A 20,173-nucleotide genomic window follows, 5' to 3' on the forward strand; every position below is an offset into this window, starting at 1 on the left:
ACATGAAGACATTATTGCGCTCGTTGAAAAGTTTTTGGTTCCTCGTCACCGTCCTGTGGCTGGCGAGCCTGGCGGTTTGCTGGTTCGTTGCGCCGCACGTGAGCTGGTTGCGCGGTTATACGCTGGAGGCGATGGCGATCCTGTGCGCCTTTTACTTGCTGATCATCGTAATGCGTCAGTACAAGCGTATCCGGACTGAACAACACCTTGAGAATCTGGTGCAGCGTGAAGTGGATCGTTCGTTGAAGTCGAGCGGCGAATTCCGTGACCGCCAGGTATTACATGAACGCCTCAAGCACGCCATCGCCATGCTGCGCGCCGACCGTTCGGCCGGCGGCGGTGGCTCGTCGGCGCTTTATGATTTGCCGTGGTACCTGGTGATCGGCATGTCGGCAGCGGGCAAGACCTCGTTGCTGACCCGCTCCGGCCTGTCCGCAAGCATTGCCAGCAGCGCCAACGACACACAAAGCGGCACCCAGCATTGCGATTGGTATTTCAGCCCCGAGGCCGTGATGATCGATACGGCCGGCCGTTACCTGCGGGACGACCCGTCGGCCAGCGAATTCGCCGCCTTCCTGCGCATGCTGAAAAAGCAGCGCAGCAAGGCTGCGGTCAACGGTCTGGTATTGGTGGTGAGCCTGCCTGAACTGCTGGCGAACAGCGCGGCCGAGCGCAACGAACTCGCCGCGCAACTGGTGTCGCGCATCGAGGAATACAACGATTGCCTGGACGCCAATCCACCGATCTACCTGATGCTGAGCAAGACCGATCAACTGCCAGGCTTCAGCCAGGCGTTTGAAGGCCTTGACCTGAACGAGCGCCAGCAACCGCTGGGCATGACCTTCGGCTTGTCCGAGATCCGCAACCAGGGCCTGCGCCCGGTGCTGGATGCCAAGCTGGCCAACCTGCACGGCCATATTCGTCGTCACGTCGACGCCCAGATGATTGCCTTGGGTGCCGATGCCAACAGTGCCTTGCTGAACTTCCCGAACTATTTCACCGAGATTTCGGGGGTGCTGGAACAGTTTCTCCAGCACTTCGCCGAGATCCGTCGCAGCGGCGCGCCACTATTGCTGCGCGGATTGTATTTCACCAGCGCCTTGCAGACTGACCAGCAACTGACTCAGGTGTACGAAGACGCCCTGGCCGAGTCGTTCGCCCTGCAAGCGGAGCAGGAGCAATCGGAACAAGAGCAGCCCGAGCCAAGCAGCGGCAAGAAAATCAGTGACCGCAGCTACTTCATCACCGATACGTTCCGTCGGGTGATCTTCCCGGACCGTGACCTGACCCTCTATCAGTCGCGCCTGGGCAAGAACACCTCCGCCAGCCCTGCCCTGCTGGGCCTGGCGGTACTGGCCGGGGTTGCGTTCATTGGCTGGCAAGCCCTGTCGTTCCAGAACAACCGTCAGTGGCTGGCCACATTGCGCGAGCAACTGACTGAGCTGCAACAGTCTGCGGACCGTGCCGGGCTGCTCGCCTCGGGCCAGGGCCTGGAACTGCTGCGCGAACAACTCTCGGCCATCGAGAAGCATCGGGCCAAAGGTGTGCCGCTGCAACTCGGCGCTGGCCTCTATCGTGGCGACGACCTCTACCGCGCCGCGCAGGCCGCCTATTTGCAGCAACTGCGCACCCAGGCGCTGGAACCTGTCACCTTGCAACTGCAATTGCAGATGCGCGCATTCAATGAGTTCGCCAAGACCATGGATGCGCAGAACAGCTTTGCGCCTGTGCCTTCCAAGGCCAATTCTGCCAAGGCGCGGGCACTGGGGCAGAAGCTGCCTACCGGCTTGAATAACGTGCCGCGCAGCACCGGCGATGTGGCCAATCGGCTGAGCGGTGCGGCCAAGGGCGCCGCCAACAAGGCTCGTGGCGAAGCCCTGACAGCGTTGCGCAACCCTGCCACGGCGAGCGATGCCGCTGAACTGTCGGCGACCACCGGCGGGCTGTCGTTGTCCGAAGAAATGTTGGGCCGACTGGATGAGCGCCAAGTGGCGTCGATCATCGAATCCTATAACGCGCTCAAGCTCTACCTGATGCTGACTCAACCCACCACTCACCCGGATCCGGAGTTCGTGGCGGCTGCGTTGCCGGCTGCCTGGGCCAATACCGCCAGTGCCGACAACCCTGTCAGTACAGCGGTGATTGAGGACAACGCGCCGGTCTACGTGCAATTGCTCAAGAATGGCCAGGCACCGACCTTGTCGCGCAACGAGCAACTCATCAACGAGACCCGCAATAGCCTGAAGTCCTTCATGATTTCCAGCTCGCTGGTGGACCGTGAATACCTGCGTCTGCAACTGGAATCCAGCCGACAGTTCCCGGCCGTCGGCTTGAGCGACCTGGTGCCAATGCCGGGCCGTCAGTTGCTGTACGGCTCCGAAGCGGTCCCGGCGATTTTCACCCGTCAGGGCTGGGAACAGTTCGTCAAGCCCGAGCTGATCAAGCTGGTGTCGGGCAACCTGCAAAACGAATCGGACTGGGTGCTCGATGGCGAAGGCGGCGACAGCATCGTGCAGAAAGCCAACTTCATCCGTGAGTTCATGACGCGCTACAAGCGTGACTACACCCAGGCCTGGTACACCTTCATCGACAGCATTGGCGTTCGTCATTTCACCGACATGGCCAATGCGACCCAGCAACTGTCGCTGCTCAGCGACGTGCAGAACTCGCCGGTGAAAATTCTCCTGGCGGCTGTCAACGACAACACCCAATGGGATGTCCCTGCCCCCCGCGAAACACTGCCAGCGGGCATCAAGCCCGATGACGGGTTCTGGAGCAGCGTCACCGGGATCATCGACGGCAAGAACACCTCGCCAGGCGCGCTGATTTCGCCTTTGCCAGCAGTCGACGACGGCAGCCTGGCCAAGCGCTTCGAACCGGTATCGCGGGTGTTCGCGGTGCAGAACGCCGAAGGTGCCGACAGCACGATCATGGACCGCTACCTCGCGGCCCTGCGCAAGCTCAAGGTGCGGATGAACAACATCCAGCGCTCACAGGATGTTGGCAAGAGCAGCAAGCAGCTGATCAGTGAAACCCTTGAAGGGCTGCCAAGTGAAGTGACCAGCGTGCGCAACTATGTCGAGACCACCGTCGACACCAGCCAGGGCGGTCTGTCCGATTCGTTGCAGGGCCTGTTCAGCCTGCCGATCCAGTTTGCCTGGGAAACCCTGCGAGACCCGGCCGGCCAACAGATTGCCAAGGCCTGGGCACAGCAGATTGCCAAGCCCTGGGAGCAGGTCATGGCGCACCGTTACCCGATTGCACCCGGCAGCCGCAATGAAGCCTCGGTCAAGGATCTGCAGCGTTTCGTCGACCCGGAATCCGGGCTGCTGCCGAACTTCAAGCGCAACGAAATCGGCAACCTGTCCGGTGGCGAAGGCCTGGGGATGAGCAGCAACAGCAAGGCTACGCCGCTGGTCAACCCGAACATGGTCAACAGCATCGACAAGGCCAGCTCGTTGGGCCAGGTGATTGCCAGCCTGTCGGACCGCGACAACGGCTTCGAGATCATGCTCGAACCTTCCGCCAACCTCACCGACATCATCTTCACCCTCGACGGCCAGGTGCAGCACTACCGCAACGGCAAGACCAGCTGGAGCCGCTTCTCGTGGCCGGGCACGACCACCACGCCGGGCGCACGCCTGGATGTGGTCACCCTGAGCGGCGAACGCATCACGGTGTTCGACTACCCGGGCCGCTGGGGCCTGCTGCGCATGAACGACAGCGCGCGGGTCAGCGATCTTGACGGCATCCAGCAACGTTTCAGCTGGAACACCAGCAGTGGCCCGGTCAGCCTCGCCGTGCGCAACTACGGCGGCGTCAAGTTGACAGACCTGGCCAACGTCAAGGCCTTGAGCGCGCTCAACGCCAAAGAAGGTCAAGCGCTGTGAGCCGCCGAACCTTGAAGCAGGGTTTTGGCCAATGATCGGCTGCTTCGGCAAGGTGCCCGCGAGCCCGGACTTCGTCAGCCTGCAAGGTGCGGGCGACGACGTCTGCGAGTTCGATAGCTGGCTGCAAGGGGCGCTGGCCGCCCTGCAGCATCGCGAAGACTGGCGCAAGCTGTTCGACGGATTGCCGCTGTGCTTTTTCAGTTACCGGGCGCGCAGCGGCAACTGGCTGCTGGGCGGGCTGATCAGCTCGAAGGATTCGAGTGGGCGGCGCTATCCGTTTTTCATTTTCCAGACCCTCAAGGCCAGCGAAGCCGAGCCTCTGGTCAATCCGTTCACCCTGGGCGAATTGTTCAGCGGGCAGATCAGGCCCTTGCTGCACATGGCCGTCCAGGGCGAAAGCACTTCAGTGCTGTTCGACCGCATCAAGGCCCTGCGCCCGCTGCAAGGCCAGGACTTCGAGTTGTTCCGGCGCGTGCATGACAAGTTCCTGGTGAACTTCAACCTGCGCGATATCAGTACCGCGCTCGAAGGCACCTACCCGGAGTTCGTCACCAACGCCGTGTTGACCCGGCTTCAGGCCCTCAGACGACACCTGGTTCACGCGACGCCCATTGGCATCGCCCTGCCCTTGCCGGCGGAACGGGGCTTGAAAAATCCGACCGCTGATCTGTGGGTCAGCTGGCTGACGCAAATGACACCGGAGCGTGCCGTGCCACAGATCAGCCTGCTGGCGGACGACTTCATGCGGCCCCGGCTGATCTGTTTTGCCTCACGCAATACCAGTGATGCCTATCGCCTGCTGACCGGCATCGCTGACCGTTCGCAGAGCTATGACGTGCTGGCGTCTTTCGATGCCTTTGACGAGCACCACCGCACACACGCCTTTCCCGAAATCGACCGCCCTCTGGGTGACGTTATCGACCGTTTTGTCGATGCCCTGGATTCGAAGCCTGTATGAACAAGATCAAGTATTACTTCTTGCGCTATCAACCCTACATCCTGGGGGTGTGTTTTTTCCTCGCGATCTTCGTGGTGTGGGGCATCGGGCGTGCGTTCGGCTTCAGTTCGCTCAACAGCCTGCTGACCGGCATCGGTGTGTTCCTGGTGTTGTCCGCCGGTTATGTGCTGCTGCTTAATCGAGGCGTGTCCCGGCATCACGACCTCGAAGGCCTGCTGCGCGAGGATGCCGATCAGGCGGTATTGAACGCGAGCCCGGCGGATCGCGAGGAAGTCAGCCTGTTGCGCGAGCGTCTCTTGCAGAGCATCGAGCGCTTGCACAGCAACAAGCCACGGGGCAGCAACCCCAAGGATGCGCTGTATGCCCTGCCCTGGTACCTGGTGGTCGGTCAGCCAGCAGCGGGCAAAAGCACCATGCTCTACCAGTCGGGACTCAACTTCCCCTATGCCGAGCGTGAGGGCGTGCGAGTCGCCGGTCTGGGTGGTACGCGCAACTGCGACTGGTTCTTCAGCTCCGAAGCCGTGCTGCTGGACACCGCCGGCCGCTACATGAACAACCAGGAAGAGGCCGGCAAATGGCGCGCGTTCCTCCAGCTGCTGCGCCAGCATCGCCAGCGTCGGCCGCTCAATGGCCTGATCGTCACCGTCAGCATCCACGACATCCTGCAAGCCTCGCTCGAAGATCAGGAGCGCATCGCCAAGCGTCTGCGCGAACGCATTCAGGAAACCCATGCCTTGCTGGAAGTGCGGCTGCCGGTGTACCTGGTGTTCACCAAGTGCGACCTGGTGCCGGGTTTCGCGCCCTTCTATCGCCAACTCGATGAAACCGCGCGCGGCGAAGTGATGGGCAAGACCTTCTCCCACAAAGGTTACGAACAGGCCGACTGGGGCCAGCGCTTCGGCGTCGCGATGGACGAACTGGTCAGCTACTGGCACCAGGTGGCCAGCCAGCAATTGGTCACTCAGGACATCCAGATCACCCGCCAGGATTCGGCGGTGTATCGGTTCCCGCTGGAACTGGCGGCCCTCAAACCACGGCTGCAACTGTTCGTCGATGCCCTGTTGCGCGCCAACCCTTATCAAAGTGCGGAACTGCTGCGCGGCTTCTATTTCACCAGTGCGCTGGACGCAGACCAGCCGGAAATGGGCGGACACGCACGGCAGGTGACGGAGCGCTTTTCCCTGGAGGGCGATCGGGAGATCGCCAACGGTCACGCGCAACCGCGCCCCTTGTTCATCAACAGTCTGTTCCGCAAAGTCATCATTCCCGACCAGCACCTGGTGGCGCTGTACACCACCAACCACCGCGAGCGTCGGCGCCGGGCGACCTGGATCGGCGGCGCCGGACTGGTCGCGGTACTGCTGTGCAGCCTGTTGGGCTGGTCGTACGTCAACAACAAAAACACCCTGCAAAGCCTCTCGGCAGAACTGACCCAGGCTGGCGTCGACGACCGTTCAGTACCCGCTCAGTACACCGATTGGCAAACCCTGGACCGCCTGCGTTTCTGGACCGCGCACTACTACGCGCAACACCACGACGAAGGTGTGCCGCTGCGCATGCGCCTGGGGCTCTATCAAGGCCACAAGGTAGAGCCACTGGTGCGCAGCCGCTATTTCGACCGGCTGGAAAGCGTGATGCTCAAGCCCACGGCCGACAACCTGACCCGCTCGCTGTACTTGCTGACCACCCTCAAGGTCTATCAGCGCAACGCCAAAGAGTTGATGCCCGTGACCGGCGTGGACAGCGTCGAGCCCAAGGCCCTGCCCAACGACAACCGGGCGCAGTCCATCGCCGGTTTCGGCAAGGCGACGCTGGACACCTACGTCATGCTGTCCCGTGCACAACGGGAAAAGGCCGACCCTGGGTTCCTGAAAGCGAAAATCCCGGATTACTGGTACCCGGCGATTGCCCGTCAGGTCGGCAATGCCAGTATCGCCGCCTCTGACTATGAATTCGCCAGCCGCCAGATCAATTTCTACAGCGACCAAATCCACCAGCCGGACGTGCCGCGGATCCTCGATAACGCGTTCCTGATCTCCAGCTCGCGCAACTACATCAACAGCCTGCTGACCCAGTCGTTGCGCTCGATCGAAACCATCACGCTGGAGTCGGACACCCTGTTCGCTTTCGCCCGTGCGGATTTCCAGAGCCTGAAGACCGAAGGCCAAAGCCAGCTCAGCGCGATTGCCGGCAAGCTGCTCAGCACCCCCAACATCGGAAAAATCATCATCGCCGGGCATGCCGATCAACTCGGCGATCCCCAAGGCAACTTGCAGGTTTCCAAACAGCGGGCACAAACCATCAAGACCTACCTGGTGGGCAAAGGCGTGCCCGGCGAGCTGGTCGAAGCCGTCGGCGAAGGCAGCAACAAGCCCTTGGTCAAGTGCGATATGCAACAGCCAAGAGCGCAGCTGATCCGCTGCCTGGAGCCTAACCGGCGGGTAGAAATCGAAGTGCGGGCACTCAACTGAGCATGCGCGCCTTGTGAAGAAATACCGGTACCCGGGTCATCTCGACGAAAGGCCCGGGCCGGCATAAGACACCTCTGTTGATCGATTCAAAGAGGTTAAAGCGAAGGGCTGCGACCTGTTTGCAGGTGACATCCCTTTAAATGAAGGTAAGGAGAAAATAGAAATGGCATTTGACGCATACATCCAGATCGACGGCATTCCTGGTGAAGTTCTGGACGACAAACACAAGGATTGGATCGAAGTACTGGGCTACGAGTTCGGCGCAACCCAGGCGACTTCCGCGACGGCCAGCTCTTCGGGCGGTGCTTCGTCGGAGCGTGTTGCGTTGAGCGACTTCAGCATCCGCAAAGCCGTGGACAAGGCTTCTGCCAAGCTGTTCGAAGCCTGCTGCAAAGGCACGCACATCGCCAAGATCCAGCTGAACGTAAACCGCGCCGGTGGCGACAAGGTGACCTACCTGACCATCAACCTGGAAGAAGTCGTGGTGTCGTCGGTCAAAGCAGTCGCTGGCGGCAGCCAGAACGGCGAAGACAAAGCGGTTGGCGATCTGCCGATCGAAGAAATCAGCTTCAACTTCGCCCGCATCAAGACCACCTACACCCAACAGAGCCGTTCAGATGGTCAGGGCGGCGGTAACGTCACCGGTGGCTGGGATCGCATCGCGAACAAGGCTTTCGCATAACACCGTGGTAATGACGGGCCGCGCACGCGGCTCGTTTTCGGCACCGTGCCTGCCCGGCGGGCGCGGTGTTCTTTTAGTCTGATCAGAGTTTCCCATGTCTGAATTTCTCAACGACCTTTCACTGGCCGAACTGACCGCGCCCATCAATGAGGGGAGCGGCGAAGACCTGAGCTTTTCCACCTTGTTCGATCAGGTGAAAGAAGCACGGCGAGCAGACCCCGATTACCTGACCCAGGGTGACTGGCAAACCGATCTGAAGTCATCCGACTGGGATCTGACCCTCACCCTGGCTGCCCAGGGCCTGGCTCGACAGAGCAAGGACCTGATGCTCGTCGCCTGGCTCAGCGAAGCCCTGGCGCACAAGTACCATTTCACCGGCATCACCTTCGGCCTGACCCTGGCCGAACGCCTGTTGGACAATTTCTGGACCGACCTCTTCCCCTCCCTCGAGGATGGGGTCGATGAACGCGCAGCCCGGCTGGCATGGATGAAAACCTCGCTGGCGGATGTCGTGGGCGGACTGCCCATCACCCAGGGCCAACAGTACAGTTTGCTGCGTTATGACGAATCCCGGCATGTCGAAAACCTTGGCTTGCAGAATCCCCAGGCCATGCGCGCCGCCCTCGATGAAGGCAAGATCAACGCCGAGGTGTTCCAGCGCTCGGTGGTGCTGACCGACTCCGATCACCTGCGCCAGAAAGCCGGCGAAATCGCCGCCAGCCTGAAGGCCTGCCAGCAACTGCAGAGCACTGCCGACAGGCTGTTCGGCCATGACGCGCCAAGCTTTGCCGGGCTCCATGACGTGTTGTCCCGCGCCGGGCAACTGGCCGAGAAACTGCTCAAGGATCGCGGCATCGAACTGAACCCGGCCCCTGTCGCTCCCACCCCTACCGTCTCCGAAAGCGCTGGCGCACAACCCACAGGTGCCGCAATGACCCAGACCCAGCAAGACATCCCCGTCACACCGCTGCGCACCACGCCGCAAACCCGCGACGAGGCATTCACCCTGCTGGCGGGCATCGCACAGTTCTTCAAGCAGACCGAACCCCAGAGCCCTGTCCCCTACCTGATCGAACGGGCGATCAAATGGGGCAACATGCCGCTCGAGGGTTGGCTCAACGATGTGATCAAAGACAGCAATGTGGTGGACAACATCCGTGATGTGCTGGGGACGAAGGAGGCGAAGTCCTGATGGACAGCCGGTAGCAAACCCGACGCACCGCTTGACGCCGCATCACCGCTGATCCCCTTCCTTACCCTTCTCTCCTCCCCCATGCCGGGCCTGTGCCCGGCGTAAGCCTGTGCCTGCCGTTTGTCCGCTGCTGCCCGTGACGCACATTTTTGCGTGCCATCCAGCCAGAAACTCCGTTCAGGGTCTTGTGCTTCCGGTATTATGGTATACCATCAGACGCACAAACACCCAAAACCTCTACGGAGCAGCTCATGAGTTTCGAAATCCGCAAGATCGTCAGCTATGTCGAAGAAACCTTTATTGAAGGCGGCAAAGCCACCGATAAGCCCGTGACCATGGTCGGTCTGGCCGTGGTGATGAAGAATCCCTGGGTGGGCAACGGTTTCGTCGAAGACCTGAAACCACAGATCCGCGCCAACTGCTCCGACCTCGGCGCGCTGATGGTCGAGCGTCTGGTGGGCATCATTGGCGGTGCCGAGAAAATCGAGGCTTACGGCAAGGCTGCGGTGGTCGGCGCCGATGGCGAGATCGAGCACGCTTCGGCGGTGATCCACACCCTGCGCTTCGGCAACCATTACCGCGAAGCGGTCAAGGCCAAGAGCTACCTGAGCTTCACCAACAAGCGCGGCGGCCCGGGCACTTCGATCCAGATCCCGATGATGCACAAGGATGACGAAGGCCTGCGTTCGCACTACATCACCCTGGAAATGCAGATCGAAGACGCACCCCGTGCCGACGAAATCGTCGTGGTCCTGGGTTGCGCCGACGGCGGCCGCCTGCACCCGCGCATCGGCAACCGCTACATCGACCTGGAAGAACTGGCCGCCGAAAAAGCCCAGTAACCGGCCAGCAGAACGACAACAAGAAGGCATTGCAGGAGCGCTCCATGATTCGGCTCACCGCTGAACTCACCCCGGCTGGCACCAGTTACCTGGCGACCGGCCAAGGCCAGCCCGTGGTCTTGATCCACGGCGTGGGCCTGAACAAAGAAATGTGGGGCGGCCAGATCGTTGGCCTGGCCACGAAATACCGCGTCATCGCCTACGACATGCTCGGCCATGGCGCCAGCCCGCGCCCGGAAAGCGGCACGCCGCTGCTCGGCTATGCCGACCAGTTGCTGGAGCTGCTCGACCACCTGCAATTGCCCAAGGCAACGGTGATCGGTTTTTCCATGGGCGGGCTGGTGGCGCGGGCGTTTGCCCTGCACTACCCGCAACGCCTGGAAGGCCTGGTGGTGCTCAACAGCGTGTTCAACCGTAGCGCCGAACAGCGCGCCGGGGTCATCGCCCGCACCAGCCAGGCCGCCGAACACGGGCCGGACGCCAATGCCGAAGCGGCACTGTCGCGCTGGTTCAGCCGTGAATACCAGGCCGCGAACCCGGCGCAGATCGCCGCGATTCGCCAGACCCTGGCCGGCAATGACCCGCAGGGTTACCTGACCACTTACGAACTGTTCGCCACCCAGGACATGTACCGCGCCGACGACCTGGCCAGCATCAAGGTGCCGACGCTGATCGCCACCGGCGAGCTGGACCCCGGTTCGACCCCGGAAATGGCCAGGCAACTGGCCGAACGCATTCCCGGTGCGACCGTTGCCGTGCTCGCCGAGCAACGGCATATGATGCCCGTAGAGTCTCCGCGCCTGGTCAACCAGCTGTTGCTGGAGTTTCTGCAGACCGCGCACTCCCAACAAAACCAGATCAAGGGGATCGTTGCATGACACTCGCACGCTTCCAGATGTGCATCGGCGGTGAATGGGTCGATGCCCTGTCCGGCAAGACCTTCGAAAGCCTCAACCCGGCGCTGGCCGAGCCTTGGGCCGAATTGCCCGACGCCGACGAAGCGGATGTCGAGCGCGCCGTACAGGCCGCGCAAACCGCTTTCGACAGCCCGGCATGGCGCGGTTTGACCGCCACCGCGCGCGGCAAATTGCTGCGACGCCTGGGCGACCTGATCGCCGAAAACAAAGAACAACTGGCGCAGCTGGAAAGCCGCGACAACGGCAAGCTGATCCGCGAAACCCGTGGCCAGGTCGGCTATCTGCCGGAGTTCTTCCACTACACCGCAGGCCTGGCGGACAAGCTCGAAGGCGGCACTCTGCCGCTGGACAAGCCGGACCTGTTTGCCTACACCGTGCACGAAGCCATGGGCGTGGTGGCCGCTATCATTCCGTGGAACAGCCCGCTGTACCTGACCGCGATCAAACTCGCCCCGGCCCTCGCCGCAGGCAACACCATCGTGATCAAGCCGTCGGAACACGCCTCGGCGACCATCCTCGAACTGGCACGCCTGGCGCTGGAAGCCGGGATTCCACCGGGAGTGGTCAACGTCGTCACCGGTTACGGCCCGAGCACCGGCGCCGCCCTCACCCGCCATCCGCTGATCCGCAAGATCGCCTTCACCGGCGGCGCGGCGACGGCGCGGCATGTGGTGCGAAGCAGCGCGGAGAACTTCGCCAAACTGTCGCTGGAACTGGGGGGCAAATCGCCGAACATCATTTTCGCCGACGCCGACCTCGACAGCGCGATCAACGGCGCCATCGCCGGGATCTACGCCGCCTCCGGGCAGAGTTGTGTGTCCGGTTCGCGCTTACTGGTGCAGGACGAAATCTACGACGAGTTCGTCGGTCGTCTGGTGGAACGCGCCCAGCGCATCCGCATCGGCAACCCGCAGGACGACAGCAGCGAAATGGGCCCGATGGCCACCGCGCAGCAACTGGCCGTGGTCGAAGGGCTGGTGGCTGACGCTATCGCCGAAGGTGCGCGTCTGCGCCTGGGCGGCAAGCGTCCAGAGAATCTGGGTGATGGCTGGTTCTACGAGCCGACGCTGTTCGAGTGCGACCGCAACTCGATGAAGATCATGCAGGAAGAAGTCTTTGGCCCGGTGGCCTCGGTCATCCGGTTCAAGGACGAAGCCGAAGCCCTGGCGATTGCCAACGACTCACAGTTCGGCCTCGCCGCCGGCATCTGGACCCGCGACCTGGGCCGCGCCCATCGCCTGGCCCGGGACGTGCGTTCGGGGATCATCTGGGTCAACACCTACCGCGCGGTCTCGGCCATGGCGCCGATCGGCGGCTTCAAGAACAGCGGCTATGGACGCGAAAGCGGCATCGATTCGGTGCTGGCCTACACCGAGCTGAAAACGGTGTGGATCAACCTGTCCCAGGCACCGATGCCTGATCCCTTCGTGATGCGCTAGGAGTCCTGGAAAATGATCGAACCCGGCATTTACAAAGACGTGATGAGCTCGTTCCCTTCCGGGGTCACGGTGGTCACCACCCTGGACCCGGAAGGTGGCATCGTCGGCATCACCGCCAGCGCCTTCAGTGCGCTGTCGATCGACCCGGCACTGGTGCTGTTCTGCCCCAATTATGGCTCCGACACCTACCCGGTGCTGCGCGACAGCAAGCAGTTCGCGATTCATTTGCTGTCCGCCGACCAGACCGCCGAAGCCTATGCCTTCGCCGGTAAAGGCAAGGACAAGGCCAAAGGCATCGAGTGGCACCTGAGCGAATTGGGTAACCCGATTCTGGCCAAGGCCACGGCGATCATCGAGTGCGAGCTGTGGCGTGAATACGATGGCGGTGATCACGCGATCATCGTCGGCGCGGTGAAGAACCTGATCCTGCCCGCGCAACCGGTCACACCGATGATCTACCACAAAGGCAAGCTGGGGCCGCTGCCCACACTGGCCTGATGCCCATACACAAAACCTTGTGGGAGCGAGCCTGCTCGCGATGGTCGTGAACGATAACGCGTGCTGCCTGACAGCCCTTGGCGTTCTCGGGTTTTTCGCGAGCAGGCTCGCTCCTACAGATAACCACCCTTTTTTCTTGGGAGCCGGCATGAGCCCAGCAGCCTCGTTATTGTTCCGCCAACAGGCCTACATCAATGGCCAATGGCTGGACGCGCCGGATGGCGCCTGTCAGGACATCTTCAATCCGGCCACCGGTGAACTCATCGGCCGGGTGCCGAACCTCGGCGCCGAGCACGCGCGCCTGGCTATCGAGGCTGCCAACAAAGCCTGGCCAGCCTGGCGCGCACTGACCGCCAAGGAACGCAGCAACACCCTCAAGCACTGGCACGCGCTGATGCTGGAAAACGCCGACGCCCTGGCTGAAATCCTCACCCTGGAACAAGGCAAGCCACTGACTGAGGCCAAGGGTGAAATCCTCTACGCCGCGAGCTTCATCGAGTGGTTCGCCGAAGAGGCCAAGCGCATCTACGGCGACACCATTCCCAGCCACAAGGGCGATGCGCGCATCGTGGTCAGCAAGGAGCCGATCGGCGTCGTCGCGGCCATCACACCGTGGAACTTCCCGGCGGCGATGATCACCCGCAAGGCCGGCCCGGCGCTGGCCGCCGGTTGCCCGTGCATCGTCAAACCGGCCCCGGAAACACCGTTTTCGGCACTGGCCATGGCGGCACTGGCGGAACAGGCCGGGATTCCAGCGGGGATTTTCAACGTAATTACCGGCGATGCCATCGCCATCGGCGGGGAGCTAACCGCCAGTCCAAAGGTTCGCAAACTGTCGTTCACCGGCTCCACCGCCATCGGCAAGCTGCTGATGGCCCAGTGCGCGCCGACCCTGAAAAAAGTCTCGCTGGAACTGGGCGGCAACGCGCCGTTCATTGTCTTCGACGACGCCGATCTGGAACGTGCCGTCGATGGCGCGCTGATCGCCAAATTCCGCAACGCCGGGCAGACCTGCGTCTGCGTCAACCGCTTCCTGGTGCAGGACGGCATCCACGACGCCTTTGTCGCGCGCCTGGCCGAGCGGGTTTCGCAGCTCAAGGTCGGCAGCGGTTTCGAGGATGGCGTCACCCAAGGGCCGTTGATCAATGAGCGTGCCGTGGCCAAGGTCGAAGACCATGTGCAAGACGCGCTGGAGCACGGTGCACAACTGCTGTGCGGCGGCGAACGTCATGCGCTGGGCAACGGCTTCTTCCAGCCGACCGTGCTCAGCGGCGTCACCCCGCAGATGAAAGTCGCCCGGGATGAAACCTTTGGCCCGTTGGCCGCCGTTTTCCGTTTCGACACCGAGGCCCAGGCCGTCGAGATGGCCAATGACACCGAATTCGGCCTGGCCGCCTACTGCTACACCCGCGACCTGGGCCGCGCCTGGCGCATGAGCGAGGCGCTGGAGTACGGCATGGTCGGGATCAACGAAGGGCTGATTTCCACCGAGGTCGCGCCATTTGGCGGCATCAAGTCCTCGGGGCTGGGTCGCGAAGGGTCGAAGTACGGCATCGAGGATTACCTGGAACTCAAATACACCTTGATGGGCGGCCTCTGAGCCCACGGGAGCTACGCAAATGAACAACGAAAAATACGAAAAAGGCCTGAAGATCCGCACCCAGGTGCTGGGCGAAGCCTACGTCAACCGCTCCATCGAAAACGCCGACGACTTCACCCGGCCCTTACAGGAAATGGTCACCGAGTATTGTTGGGGTCATGTCTGGGGTCGTGAGGGTTTGTCGCTCAAGGAGCGCAGCATGATCAACCTGGCGATGATCTCGGCCCTCAACCGGCCCCATGAACTCAAGCTGCATGTGCGCGGCGCCTTGCGTAACGGCCTGAGTCGTGAGCAAATACGCGAAATATTGCTTCAGGTCGGCATTTATTGCGGTGTCCCCGCTGCCGTAGACAGTTTCCGGCTCGCCCGTGAAGCCTTCGCCGAAGCCGATGCCGAGGCCTCCAGTTAACCCTTGGCTGTTTGATCCGACCGGGCACCCAGATTCCCGTAATCGAAGTGCTCTTTTTGCATGGACAGCCACAATCAGAGCGGACCCCATGAAACGCCTGCCACTCGACGACAGCTTCAAGGTCAATCGCAACCCCGTTACCCTGCGCGAAATCGTGCTGGATAAACTGCGAAGCGCCATCATGAACTTCCAGCTCCTGCCGGGAGACCGTCTGGTCGAACGCGATCTGTGCGATCGCCTGGGCGTCAGCCGTACCTCCGTGCGCGAAGCCTTGCGTCACCTGGAATCCGAAGGCCTGGTGGAATTCGCCGATGCCAAGGGCCCGCGTGTCGCGATCATTACCCTGGCCGATGCCGTGGACATCTACGAGCTGCGCTGCGTGCTCGAAGGGCTGATCGTGCAACTGTTCACCCTGCGCGCCAAGGCCAAGGACATCAAGGCCCTGGAAAAAGCCCTGGAAGAGAACCGCAAGGCGCTCAAAGACGGCGAGCTGCAACAGGTCATCGACTCCGTGCAGGGTTTCTACGACGTGCTGCTCGAAGGCTCGGGCAACCATGTCGCGGCCACTCAGCTGCGCCAGTTGCAGGCACGCATCAGCTACCTGCGCGCGACCTCGGTGTCCCAGGAAAACCGTCGCGGCGCCAGTAACCAGGAAATGGAGCGCATGGTCGAGGCGATCAAGGGCGGCGACCCGCTGGCCGCCCACCAGGCGTGCGTCGACCACGTGCGCGCGGCCGCCGCCGTGGCCCTGGACTACCTCAAGCGCAAGCAGGAAGAAACCGGCGACATCCCGGCAATCACCCAGCCCATCGCGCTGAAAGAACCGCGCATAGGTCGCTGACATGTTCAGCCCGAGCTTTTGCCCCAAGTGCGGCAGCGCTGATCTCGGTCAGCAGATGCCGCCGGGCGGTACGCACGAGCGCCTGATGTGCCGCGGCTGCGGCTACATCCATTACATCAATCCGAAGATCATTGCCGGCTGCATCATCGAGCAGGACGGCAAGTATCTGTTGTGCCAGCGCGCGATTCCACCGCGCCCGGGCACCTGGACCCTGCCGGCAGGCTTCATGGAAAGCGGCGAGACCACCGAGCAGGCGGCCTTGCGCGAGGTCTGGGAAGAAAGCGGCGTGCGTGCGGAAATCGTCTCGCCCTATTCGATTTTCAGCGTGCCGCAGATCAGCGAGGTGTACATCATCTTCCGCGCCATCGCGCTGGAGATCACCGGGCAGTACGGGCCGGAAACCCTCGACTACAAGTTCTTCGCGCCTGAGGACATTCCCTGGGACAGCATTTACTACCCGGCGATCCGGCAGATTCTTGAGCGCTATATCGAGGAGCGCCAAGCTGGGGTTTATGGCATTTACATGGGTAATGACGATAGCGGCAAAATCCATTTCATCCGCTGAAAAATCCCCCATTCCCCTGTAGGAGCGAGCCTGCTCGCGATGGTCGTCAACGATGACGCGTGCTGACTGACCGAACGCGTTGCTCTGACGTTTTTCGCGAGCAGGCTCGCTCCTACAGGGTCAAGCGGTTGGTTAGAGCGGCGCCACGCCCTCGACAATAATCACCTCAACCTTAGCCACACCTTCGCGGTGACCCCTTGCCTCCTGATACAACGCCGAGTGGTAGCAATCCACCGCCTGCTCATAGGAATCAAACTCAATCACCACACTGCGTTGCGGCGTAGACCGTCCTTCCATCGCCTCGCTACGCCCACCCCGCGCCAGAATCCGACCGCCATACAACGCAAACGCCTGCGGCGCCCGCCGGGTGTATTGGCTGTATTGATCAGGGTCAGTGACATCCACATGAGCAATCCAGTACGCCTTCATAGTGACCTCTCGCTTTGTTTTGTATTATGGTATACCACATTACCAATCCAACAAACACAGAGACTCCAGCATGGCCTTCAACAGCATCGAAGAAATCATCGAAGATTATCGCCTCGGCAAAATGGTCCTGCTGGTCGACGATGAGGACCGGGAAAACGAAGGCGACCTGTTGCTGGCCGCCGACTGCTGCACGCCCGAGGCGATCAGCTTCATGGCCCGCGAAGCCCGTGGCCTGATCTGCCTGACCTTGACCGACGAGCATTGCAAGCGCCTGGGCCTGGAGCAGATGGTGCCGAGCAACGGCAGCGTGTTCAGCACCGCCTTCACCGTGTCCATCGAGGCCGCCGTCGGTGTCACCACCGGTATCTCTGCTGCTGATCGCGCCTGCACCGTCGCCGCCGCCGTCGCCGCCAACGCCGGCCCCGCCGACATCGTGCAACCGGGCCACATCTTCCCGTTGCGCGCCCGCGAAGGCGGCGTGCTGACCCGCGCCGGCCATACCGAAGCCGGCTGCGACCTGGCGCGCCTGGCCGGCCATACGCCCGCCTCGGTGATCGTCGAAGTGATGAACGATGACGGCACCATGGCCCGGCGCCCGGACCTGGAAGTGTTCGCGCGCAAGCACGGGATCAGGATCGGCACCATCGCCGACCTGATCCACTATCGCCTGAGCACCGAACACACCATCGTGCGCATCGGTGAGCGTGACCTGCCGACCGTGCATGGCACCTTTCGTCTGATCACCTTTGAGGATCGCATCGAAGGCGGTGTCCACATGGCCATGGTCATGGGCGATCTGCGCCGCGAGCAACCGACACTGGTGCGGGTGCATGTAATTGACCCGTTGCGCGATCTGGTCGGTGCCGAGTACAGCGGCCCGAGCAACTGGACGTTGTGGGCCGCCTTGCAGCGTGTCGCCGCCGAAGGCCACGGCGTGGTGGTGGTGCTGGCCAATCATGAATCCTCCCAGGCGTTGCTCGAGCGGGTGCCGCAATTGACCCAGCCGCCCCGGCAGTTCAGCCGTTCGCAGTCACGGATTTATTCGGAAGTAGGCACCGGTGCGCAGATTCTGCAGAACCTGGGTGTCGGCAAGTTACGCCACCTCGGCCCGCCGCTGAAGTATGCGGGCTTGACCGGGTATGACCTGGAGGTGGTGGAGAGTATTCCATTTACCGAGTGATGCCCCCTGTAGGAGCGAGCCTGCTCGCGATGGCGGCATGACAGTCAACATGGTTAGCGACTGACACAGCCTCATCGCGAGCAGGCTCGCTCCTACAAGGGAATTGCGTTTCAAGGCAAATTCCAGGGCAACAAAATCCACCTTTGGCTGATAGCCGGTACGGCAAAATGCTTGCACAAAGTCTGGAATACCATAATATGATATTCCATAGACCGGACAGTCAGCACTGACTCGACGGACTGATGCTCCCGATAGGCGGGCACTCGAAGCCCCGCTCATAAACACAACAATGAGGGCGTGAAAATGGTGTTGAACAAACGTGCGACCGCGGTTCTTTTTGCGGGACTGCTGAGCGTGACCAGTCAGGCCTTGCTGGCGGCTGAAAGCGTCAACTTCGTCAGTTGGGGCGGCAGCACCCAGGATGCGCAGAAGCAGGCCTGGGCCGACCCGTTCAGCAAGGCCAGCGGCATCACCGTGGTGCAGGATGGCCCGACCGACTACGGCAAGCTCAAGGCCATGGTCGAGAGCGGCAACGTGCAGTGGGACGTGGTCGACGTCGAAGCCGACTTCGCCCTGCGCGCCGCCGCCGAAGGCTTGCTCGAACCCCTCGACTTCAAAGTGATTGAACGCGACAAGATCGACCCGCGCTTCGTCAGCGATCACGGCGTCGGCTCGTTCTTCTTCTCCTTCGTCCTCGGCTACAACGAAGGCAAGCTTGGCGCCGGCAAGCCTCAGGACTGGTCCGCGCTGTTCGACACCAAGACCTGGCCCGGCAAACGCGCCCTCTACAAATGGCCAAGCCCTGGCGTGCTGGAACTGGCGCTGCTGGCCGACGGTGTAGCGGCGGACAAGCTCTACCCGCTGGACCTGGATCGCGCGTTCAAAAAGCTCGACACCATCAAGAAAGACATCGTCTGGTGGGGCGGCGGCGCGCAGTCGCAGCAGCTGCTGGCCTCCGGTGAGGCGAGCATGGGCCAGTTCTGGAACGGCCGGATTCATGCCCTGCAAGAAGACGGAGCCCCGGTGGGCGTAAGCTGGAAGCAGAACCTGGTCATGGCCGACATCCTGGTCATTCCCAAGGGTTCGAAAAACAAGGACGCGGCGATGAAGTTCCTGGCCAACGCCAGCAGTGCCAAGGGCCAGGCGGACTTCTCCAACCTGACCGCCTACGCCCCGGTCAACGTCGACAGCGTGCAGCGCCTGGACTCGGTGCTGGCCCCTAACCTGCCGACCGCTTACGCAAAGGATCAGATCACTCTTGATTTCGCGTACTGGGCCAAGAACGGTCCGGCCATCGCGACACGGTGGAACGAATGGCTGGTCAAATGAAAATGACGGTAACCGCATCCCGTCCATCCACGTCAGTCGGGAGCGCCCCTGGCGCTGCCGGCAAGGCAGTTGCGATGACGCAATCGCCGAGTCTGGCACAGCGCTGGCGTGGCGCGAGCAACCTGGTGCCCGCCCTGCTGTTCCTCGGTCTGTTCTTTCTGGCACCGTTGATTGGCCTGCTGCTGCGCGGGGTGCTGGAACCGGTGCCGGGCCTGGGCAACTATGAACAACTGTTCGCCAACTCGGCCTATGCCCGGGTGTTGCTCAACACCTTCTCGGTGGCCGGCCTGGTGACGTTGTTCAGCCTGCTGCTGGGCTTTCCGCTGGCCTGGGCAATCACCCTGGTGCCCCGTGGCTGGGGTCGCTGGATCCTCAACATCGTGCTGCTGTCGATGTGGACCAGCCTGCTCGCCCGCACCTACTCATGGCTGGTGTTGCTGCAAGCCTCGGGGGTGATCAACAAGGCGTTGATGGCCATGGGCATCATCGATCAGCCGCTGGAGATGGTGCACAACCTCACCGGCGTGGTGATCGGCATGAGCTACATCATGATCCCGTTCATCGTGCTGCCGTTGCAGGCGACCATGCAGGCCATCGACCCGATGATCCTCCAGGCCGGTTCCATCTGCGGCGCCAGCCCCTGGACCAACTTCTTCCGGGTGTTCCTGCCGCTGTGTCGGCCGGGGCTGTTCTCCGGCGGTCTGATGGTGTTCGTGATGTCTCTCGGTTACTACGTGACCCCGGCGCTGCTCGGCGGCGCGCAGAACATGATGCTGCCCGAGTTCATCATTCAGCAGGTGCAGTCGTTCCTCAACTGGGGCCTGGCCAGCGCAGGCGCCGCGTTGCTGATCGTGATCACGCTGGTGTTGTTCTACTTCTACCTGAAGCTCCAGCCGGAATCCCCGGTTGGCGCCAGCAACGCGAGGTAAGC

General features: G+C 62.0%; 17 protein-coding genes. 16 read left to right on the top strand and 1 reads right to left on the bottom strand.

Annotated features, from left to right (window positions below; translation table 11 throughout):
- Positions 1-2: 2 nt before the first annotated feature.
- From ACM6J5_RS07770 to ACM6J5_RS07830, 13 genes are all read left to right on the top strand, one after another.
- A complete protein-coding gene (locus ACM6J5_RS07770) occupies positions 3-3,890 on the top strand; it encodes a type VI secretion protein IcmF/TssM N-terminal domain-containing protein (protein ID WP_414928126.1) in 3,888 nt (1,295 codons plus the stop codon).
- A gap of 31 nt (positions 3,891-3,921) precedes the next feature.
- Positions 3,922-4,848 carry a type VI secretion system-associated protein TagF gene (tagF, locus tag ACM6J5_RS07775; RefSeq protein WP_414928127.1) on the top strand — a complete coding sequence of 309 codons (927 nt, stop codon included), beginning with the start codon at positions 3,922-3,924 and terminating at the stop codon, positions 4,846-4,848.
- Positions 4,845-7,319 (top strand): type VI secretion system membrane subunit TssM, encoded by a 2,475-nt coding sequence (tssM, locus tag ACM6J5_RS07780; RefSeq protein WP_414928128.1) that lies wholly within the window; start codon positions 4,845-4,847, stop codon positions 7,317-7,319. Before tagF ends, tssM begins: the two co-directional genes overlap by 4 nt.
- 163 nt (positions 7,320-7,482) lie before the next feature.
- Positions 7,483-8,001, top strand: coding sequence for an Hcp family type VI secretion system effector (locus ACM6J5_RS07785; RefSeq protein ID WP_414928129.1), 519 nt, complete (start codon positions 7,483-7,485; stop codon positions 7,999-8,001).
- Between the two features lie 94 nt (positions 8,002-8,095).
- On the top strand, positions 8,096-9,193 hold the full coding sequence (gene tssA, locus ACM6J5_RS07790) for a type VI secretion system protein TssA (protein ID WP_414928130.1): 1,098 nt from the start codon (positions 8,096-8,098) through the stop codon (positions 9,191-9,193).
- A gap of 251 nt (positions 9,194-9,444) precedes the next feature.
- Positions 9,445-10,035 carry an amino acid synthesis family protein gene (locus ACM6J5_RS07795; RefSeq protein WP_003225712.1) on the top strand — a complete coding sequence of 197 codons (591 nt, stop codon included), beginning with the start codon at positions 9,445-9,447 and terminating at the stop codon, positions 10,033-10,035.
- 44 nt (positions 10,036-10,079) lie between these two features.
- Entirely contained in the window at positions 10,080-10,913 is an 834-nt protein-coding gene (locus ACM6J5_RS07800) for an alpha/beta fold hydrolase (protein ID WP_095942913.1), read from the top strand.
- Positions 10,910-12,391, top strand: a complete 1,482-nt coding sequence (locus ACM6J5_RS07805; protein ID WP_056723954.1) for an aldehyde dehydrogenase — start codon at positions 10,910-10,912, stop codon at positions 12,389-12,391. The genes ACM6J5_RS07800 and ACM6J5_RS07805 overlap by 4 nt, the downstream gene beginning before the upstream one ends.
- Before the next feature lie 12 nt (positions 12,392-12,403).
- A complete protein-coding gene (locus tag ACM6J5_RS07810) occupies positions 12,404-12,889 on the top strand; it encodes a flavin reductase family protein (protein ID WP_095942912.1) in 486 nt (161 codons plus the stop codon).
- A gap of 148 nt (positions 12,890-13,037) precedes the next feature.
- The gene (locus tag ACM6J5_RS07815) at positions 13,038-14,489 is read left to right on the top strand and encodes an NAD-dependent succinate-semialdehyde dehydrogenase (RefSeq protein WP_414928131.1); all 1,452 of its coding nucleotides are present in this window, start codon (positions 13,038-13,040) and stop codon (positions 14,487-14,489) included.
- 19 nt (positions 14,490-14,508) lie between these two features.
- On the top strand, positions 14,509-14,898 hold the full coding sequence (locus tag ACM6J5_RS07820) for a carboxymuconolactone decarboxylase family protein (protein WP_007991919.1): 390 nt from the start codon (positions 14,509-14,511) through the stop codon (positions 14,896-14,898).
- 88 nt (positions 14,899-14,986) lie between these two features.
- Positions 14,987-15,739 (top strand): GntR family transcriptional regulator, encoded by a 753-nt coding sequence (locus tag ACM6J5_RS07825; protein WP_046042558.1) that lies wholly within the window; start codon positions 14,987-14,989, stop codon positions 15,737-15,739.
- Position 15,740: 1 nt separating this feature from the next.
- On the top strand, positions 15,741-16,304 hold the full coding sequence (locus tag ACM6J5_RS07830) for an NUDIX hydrolase (protein WP_414928132.1): 564 nt from the start codon (positions 15,741-15,743) through the stop codon (positions 16,302-16,304).
- A 132-nt stretch (positions 16,305-16,436) separates the two neighbouring features.
- Here ACM6J5_RS07830 and ACM6J5_RS07835 read toward each other — a convergent pair whose 3' ends face one another.
- Complete coding sequence (locus ACM6J5_RS07835; protein ID WP_150674110.1) at positions 16,437-16,733, bottom strand: DUF1330 domain-containing protein; 297 nt, start codon at positions 16,731-16,733, stop codon at positions 16,437-16,439.
- Between the two features lie 70 nt (positions 16,734-16,803).
- Between ACM6J5_RS07835 and ribBA the strand changes: the two genes are divergently transcribed.
- The 3 genes from ribBA (at position 16,804) to ACM6J5_RS07850 (ending at position 20,171) form a co-directional block, all read left to right on the top strand.
- Positions 16,804-17,913, top strand: a complete 1,110-nt coding sequence (gene ribBA / locus ACM6J5_RS07840) for a bifunctional 3,4-dihydroxy-2-butanone-4-phosphate synthase/GTP cyclohydrolase II (protein WP_414928133.1) — start codon at positions 16,804-16,806, stop codon at positions 17,911-17,913.
- A 303-nt stretch (positions 17,914-18,216) separates the two neighbouring features.
- Entirely contained in the window at positions 18,217-19,242 is a 1,026-nt protein-coding gene (locus ACM6J5_RS07845) for an ABC transporter substrate-binding protein (protein WP_095942907.1), read from the top strand.
- Entirely contained in the window at positions 19,239-20,171 is a 933-nt protein-coding gene (locus ACM6J5_RS07850) for an ABC transporter permease (RefSeq protein WP_172435314.1), read from the top strand. The genes ACM6J5_RS07845 and ACM6J5_RS07850 overlap by 4 nt, the downstream gene beginning before the upstream one ends.
- Positions 20,172-20,173 lie beyond the last annotated feature (2 nt).

Source organism: Pseudomonas sp. IT-P74, assembly GCF_949768175.1.
Lineage (GTDB): Bacteria > Pseudomonadota > Gammaproteobacteria > Pseudomonadales > Pseudomonadaceae > Aquipseudomonas.

Coding starts and splice junctions, on each gene's coding strand:
- ribBA (WP_414928133.1), top strand. CDS start 16,804: ATGGCCTTCAACAGCATCGAAGAAATCATCGAAGATTATCGCCTCGGC.
- tssA (WP_414928130.1), top strand. CDS start 8,096: ATGTCTGAATTTCTCAACGACCTTTCACTGGCCGAACTGACCGCGCCC.
- ACM6J5_RS07805 (WP_056723954.1), top strand. CDS start 10,910: ATGACACTCGCACGCTTCCAGATGTGCATCGGCGGTGAATGGGTCGAT.
- ACM6J5_RS07850 (WP_172435314.1), top strand. CDS start 19,239: ATGAAAATGACGGTAACCGCATCCCGTCCATCCACGTCAGTCGGGAGC.
- ACM6J5_RS07830 (WP_414928132.1), top strand. CDS start 15,741: ATGTTCAGCCCGAGCTTTTGCCCCAAGTGCGGCAGCGCTGATCTCGGT.
- ACM6J5_RS07815 (WP_414928131.1), top strand. CDS start 13,038: ATGAGCCCAGCAGCCTCGTTATTGTTCCGCCAACAGGCCTACATCAAT.
- ACM6J5_RS07820 (WP_007991919.1), top strand. CDS start 14,509: ATGAACAACGAAAAATACGAAAAAGGCCTGAAGATCCGCACCCAGGTG.
- tssM (WP_414928128.1), top strand. CDS start 4,845: ATGAACAAGATCAAGTATTACTTCTTGCGCTATCAACCCTACATCCTG.
- ACM6J5_RS07845 (WP_095942907.1), top strand. CDS start 18,217: ATGGTGTTGAACAAACGTGCGACCGCGGTTCTTTTTGCGGGACTGCTG.
- ACM6J5_RS07800 (WP_095942913.1), top strand. CDS start 10,080: ATGATTCGGCTCACCGCTGAACTCACCCCGGCTGGCACCAGTTACCTG.
- tagF (WP_414928127.1), top strand. CDS start 3,922: ATGATCGGCTGCTTCGGCAAGGTGCCCGCGAGCCCGGACTTCGTCAGC.
- ACM6J5_RS07785 (WP_414928129.1), top strand. CDS start 7,483: ATGGCATTTGACGCATACATCCAGATCGACGGCATTCCTGGTGAAGTT.
- ACM6J5_RS07795 (WP_003225712.1), top strand. CDS start 9,445: ATGAGTTTCGAAATCCGCAAGATCGTCAGCTATGTCGAAGAAACCTTT.
- ACM6J5_RS07770 (WP_414928126.1), top strand. CDS start 3: ATGAAGACATTATTGCGCTCGTTGAAAAGTTTTTGGTTCCTCGTCACC.
- ACM6J5_RS07825 (WP_046042558.1), top strand. CDS start 14,987: ATGAAACGCCTGCCACTCGACGACAGCTTCAAGGTCAATCGCAACCCC.
- ACM6J5_RS07835 (WP_150674110.1), bottom strand. CDS start 16,733: ATGAAGGCGTACTGGATTGCTCATGTGGATGTCACTGACCCTGATCAA.
- ACM6J5_RS07810 (WP_095942912.1), top strand. CDS start 12,404: ATGATCGAACCCGGCATTTACAAAGACGTGATGAGCTCGTTCCCTTCC.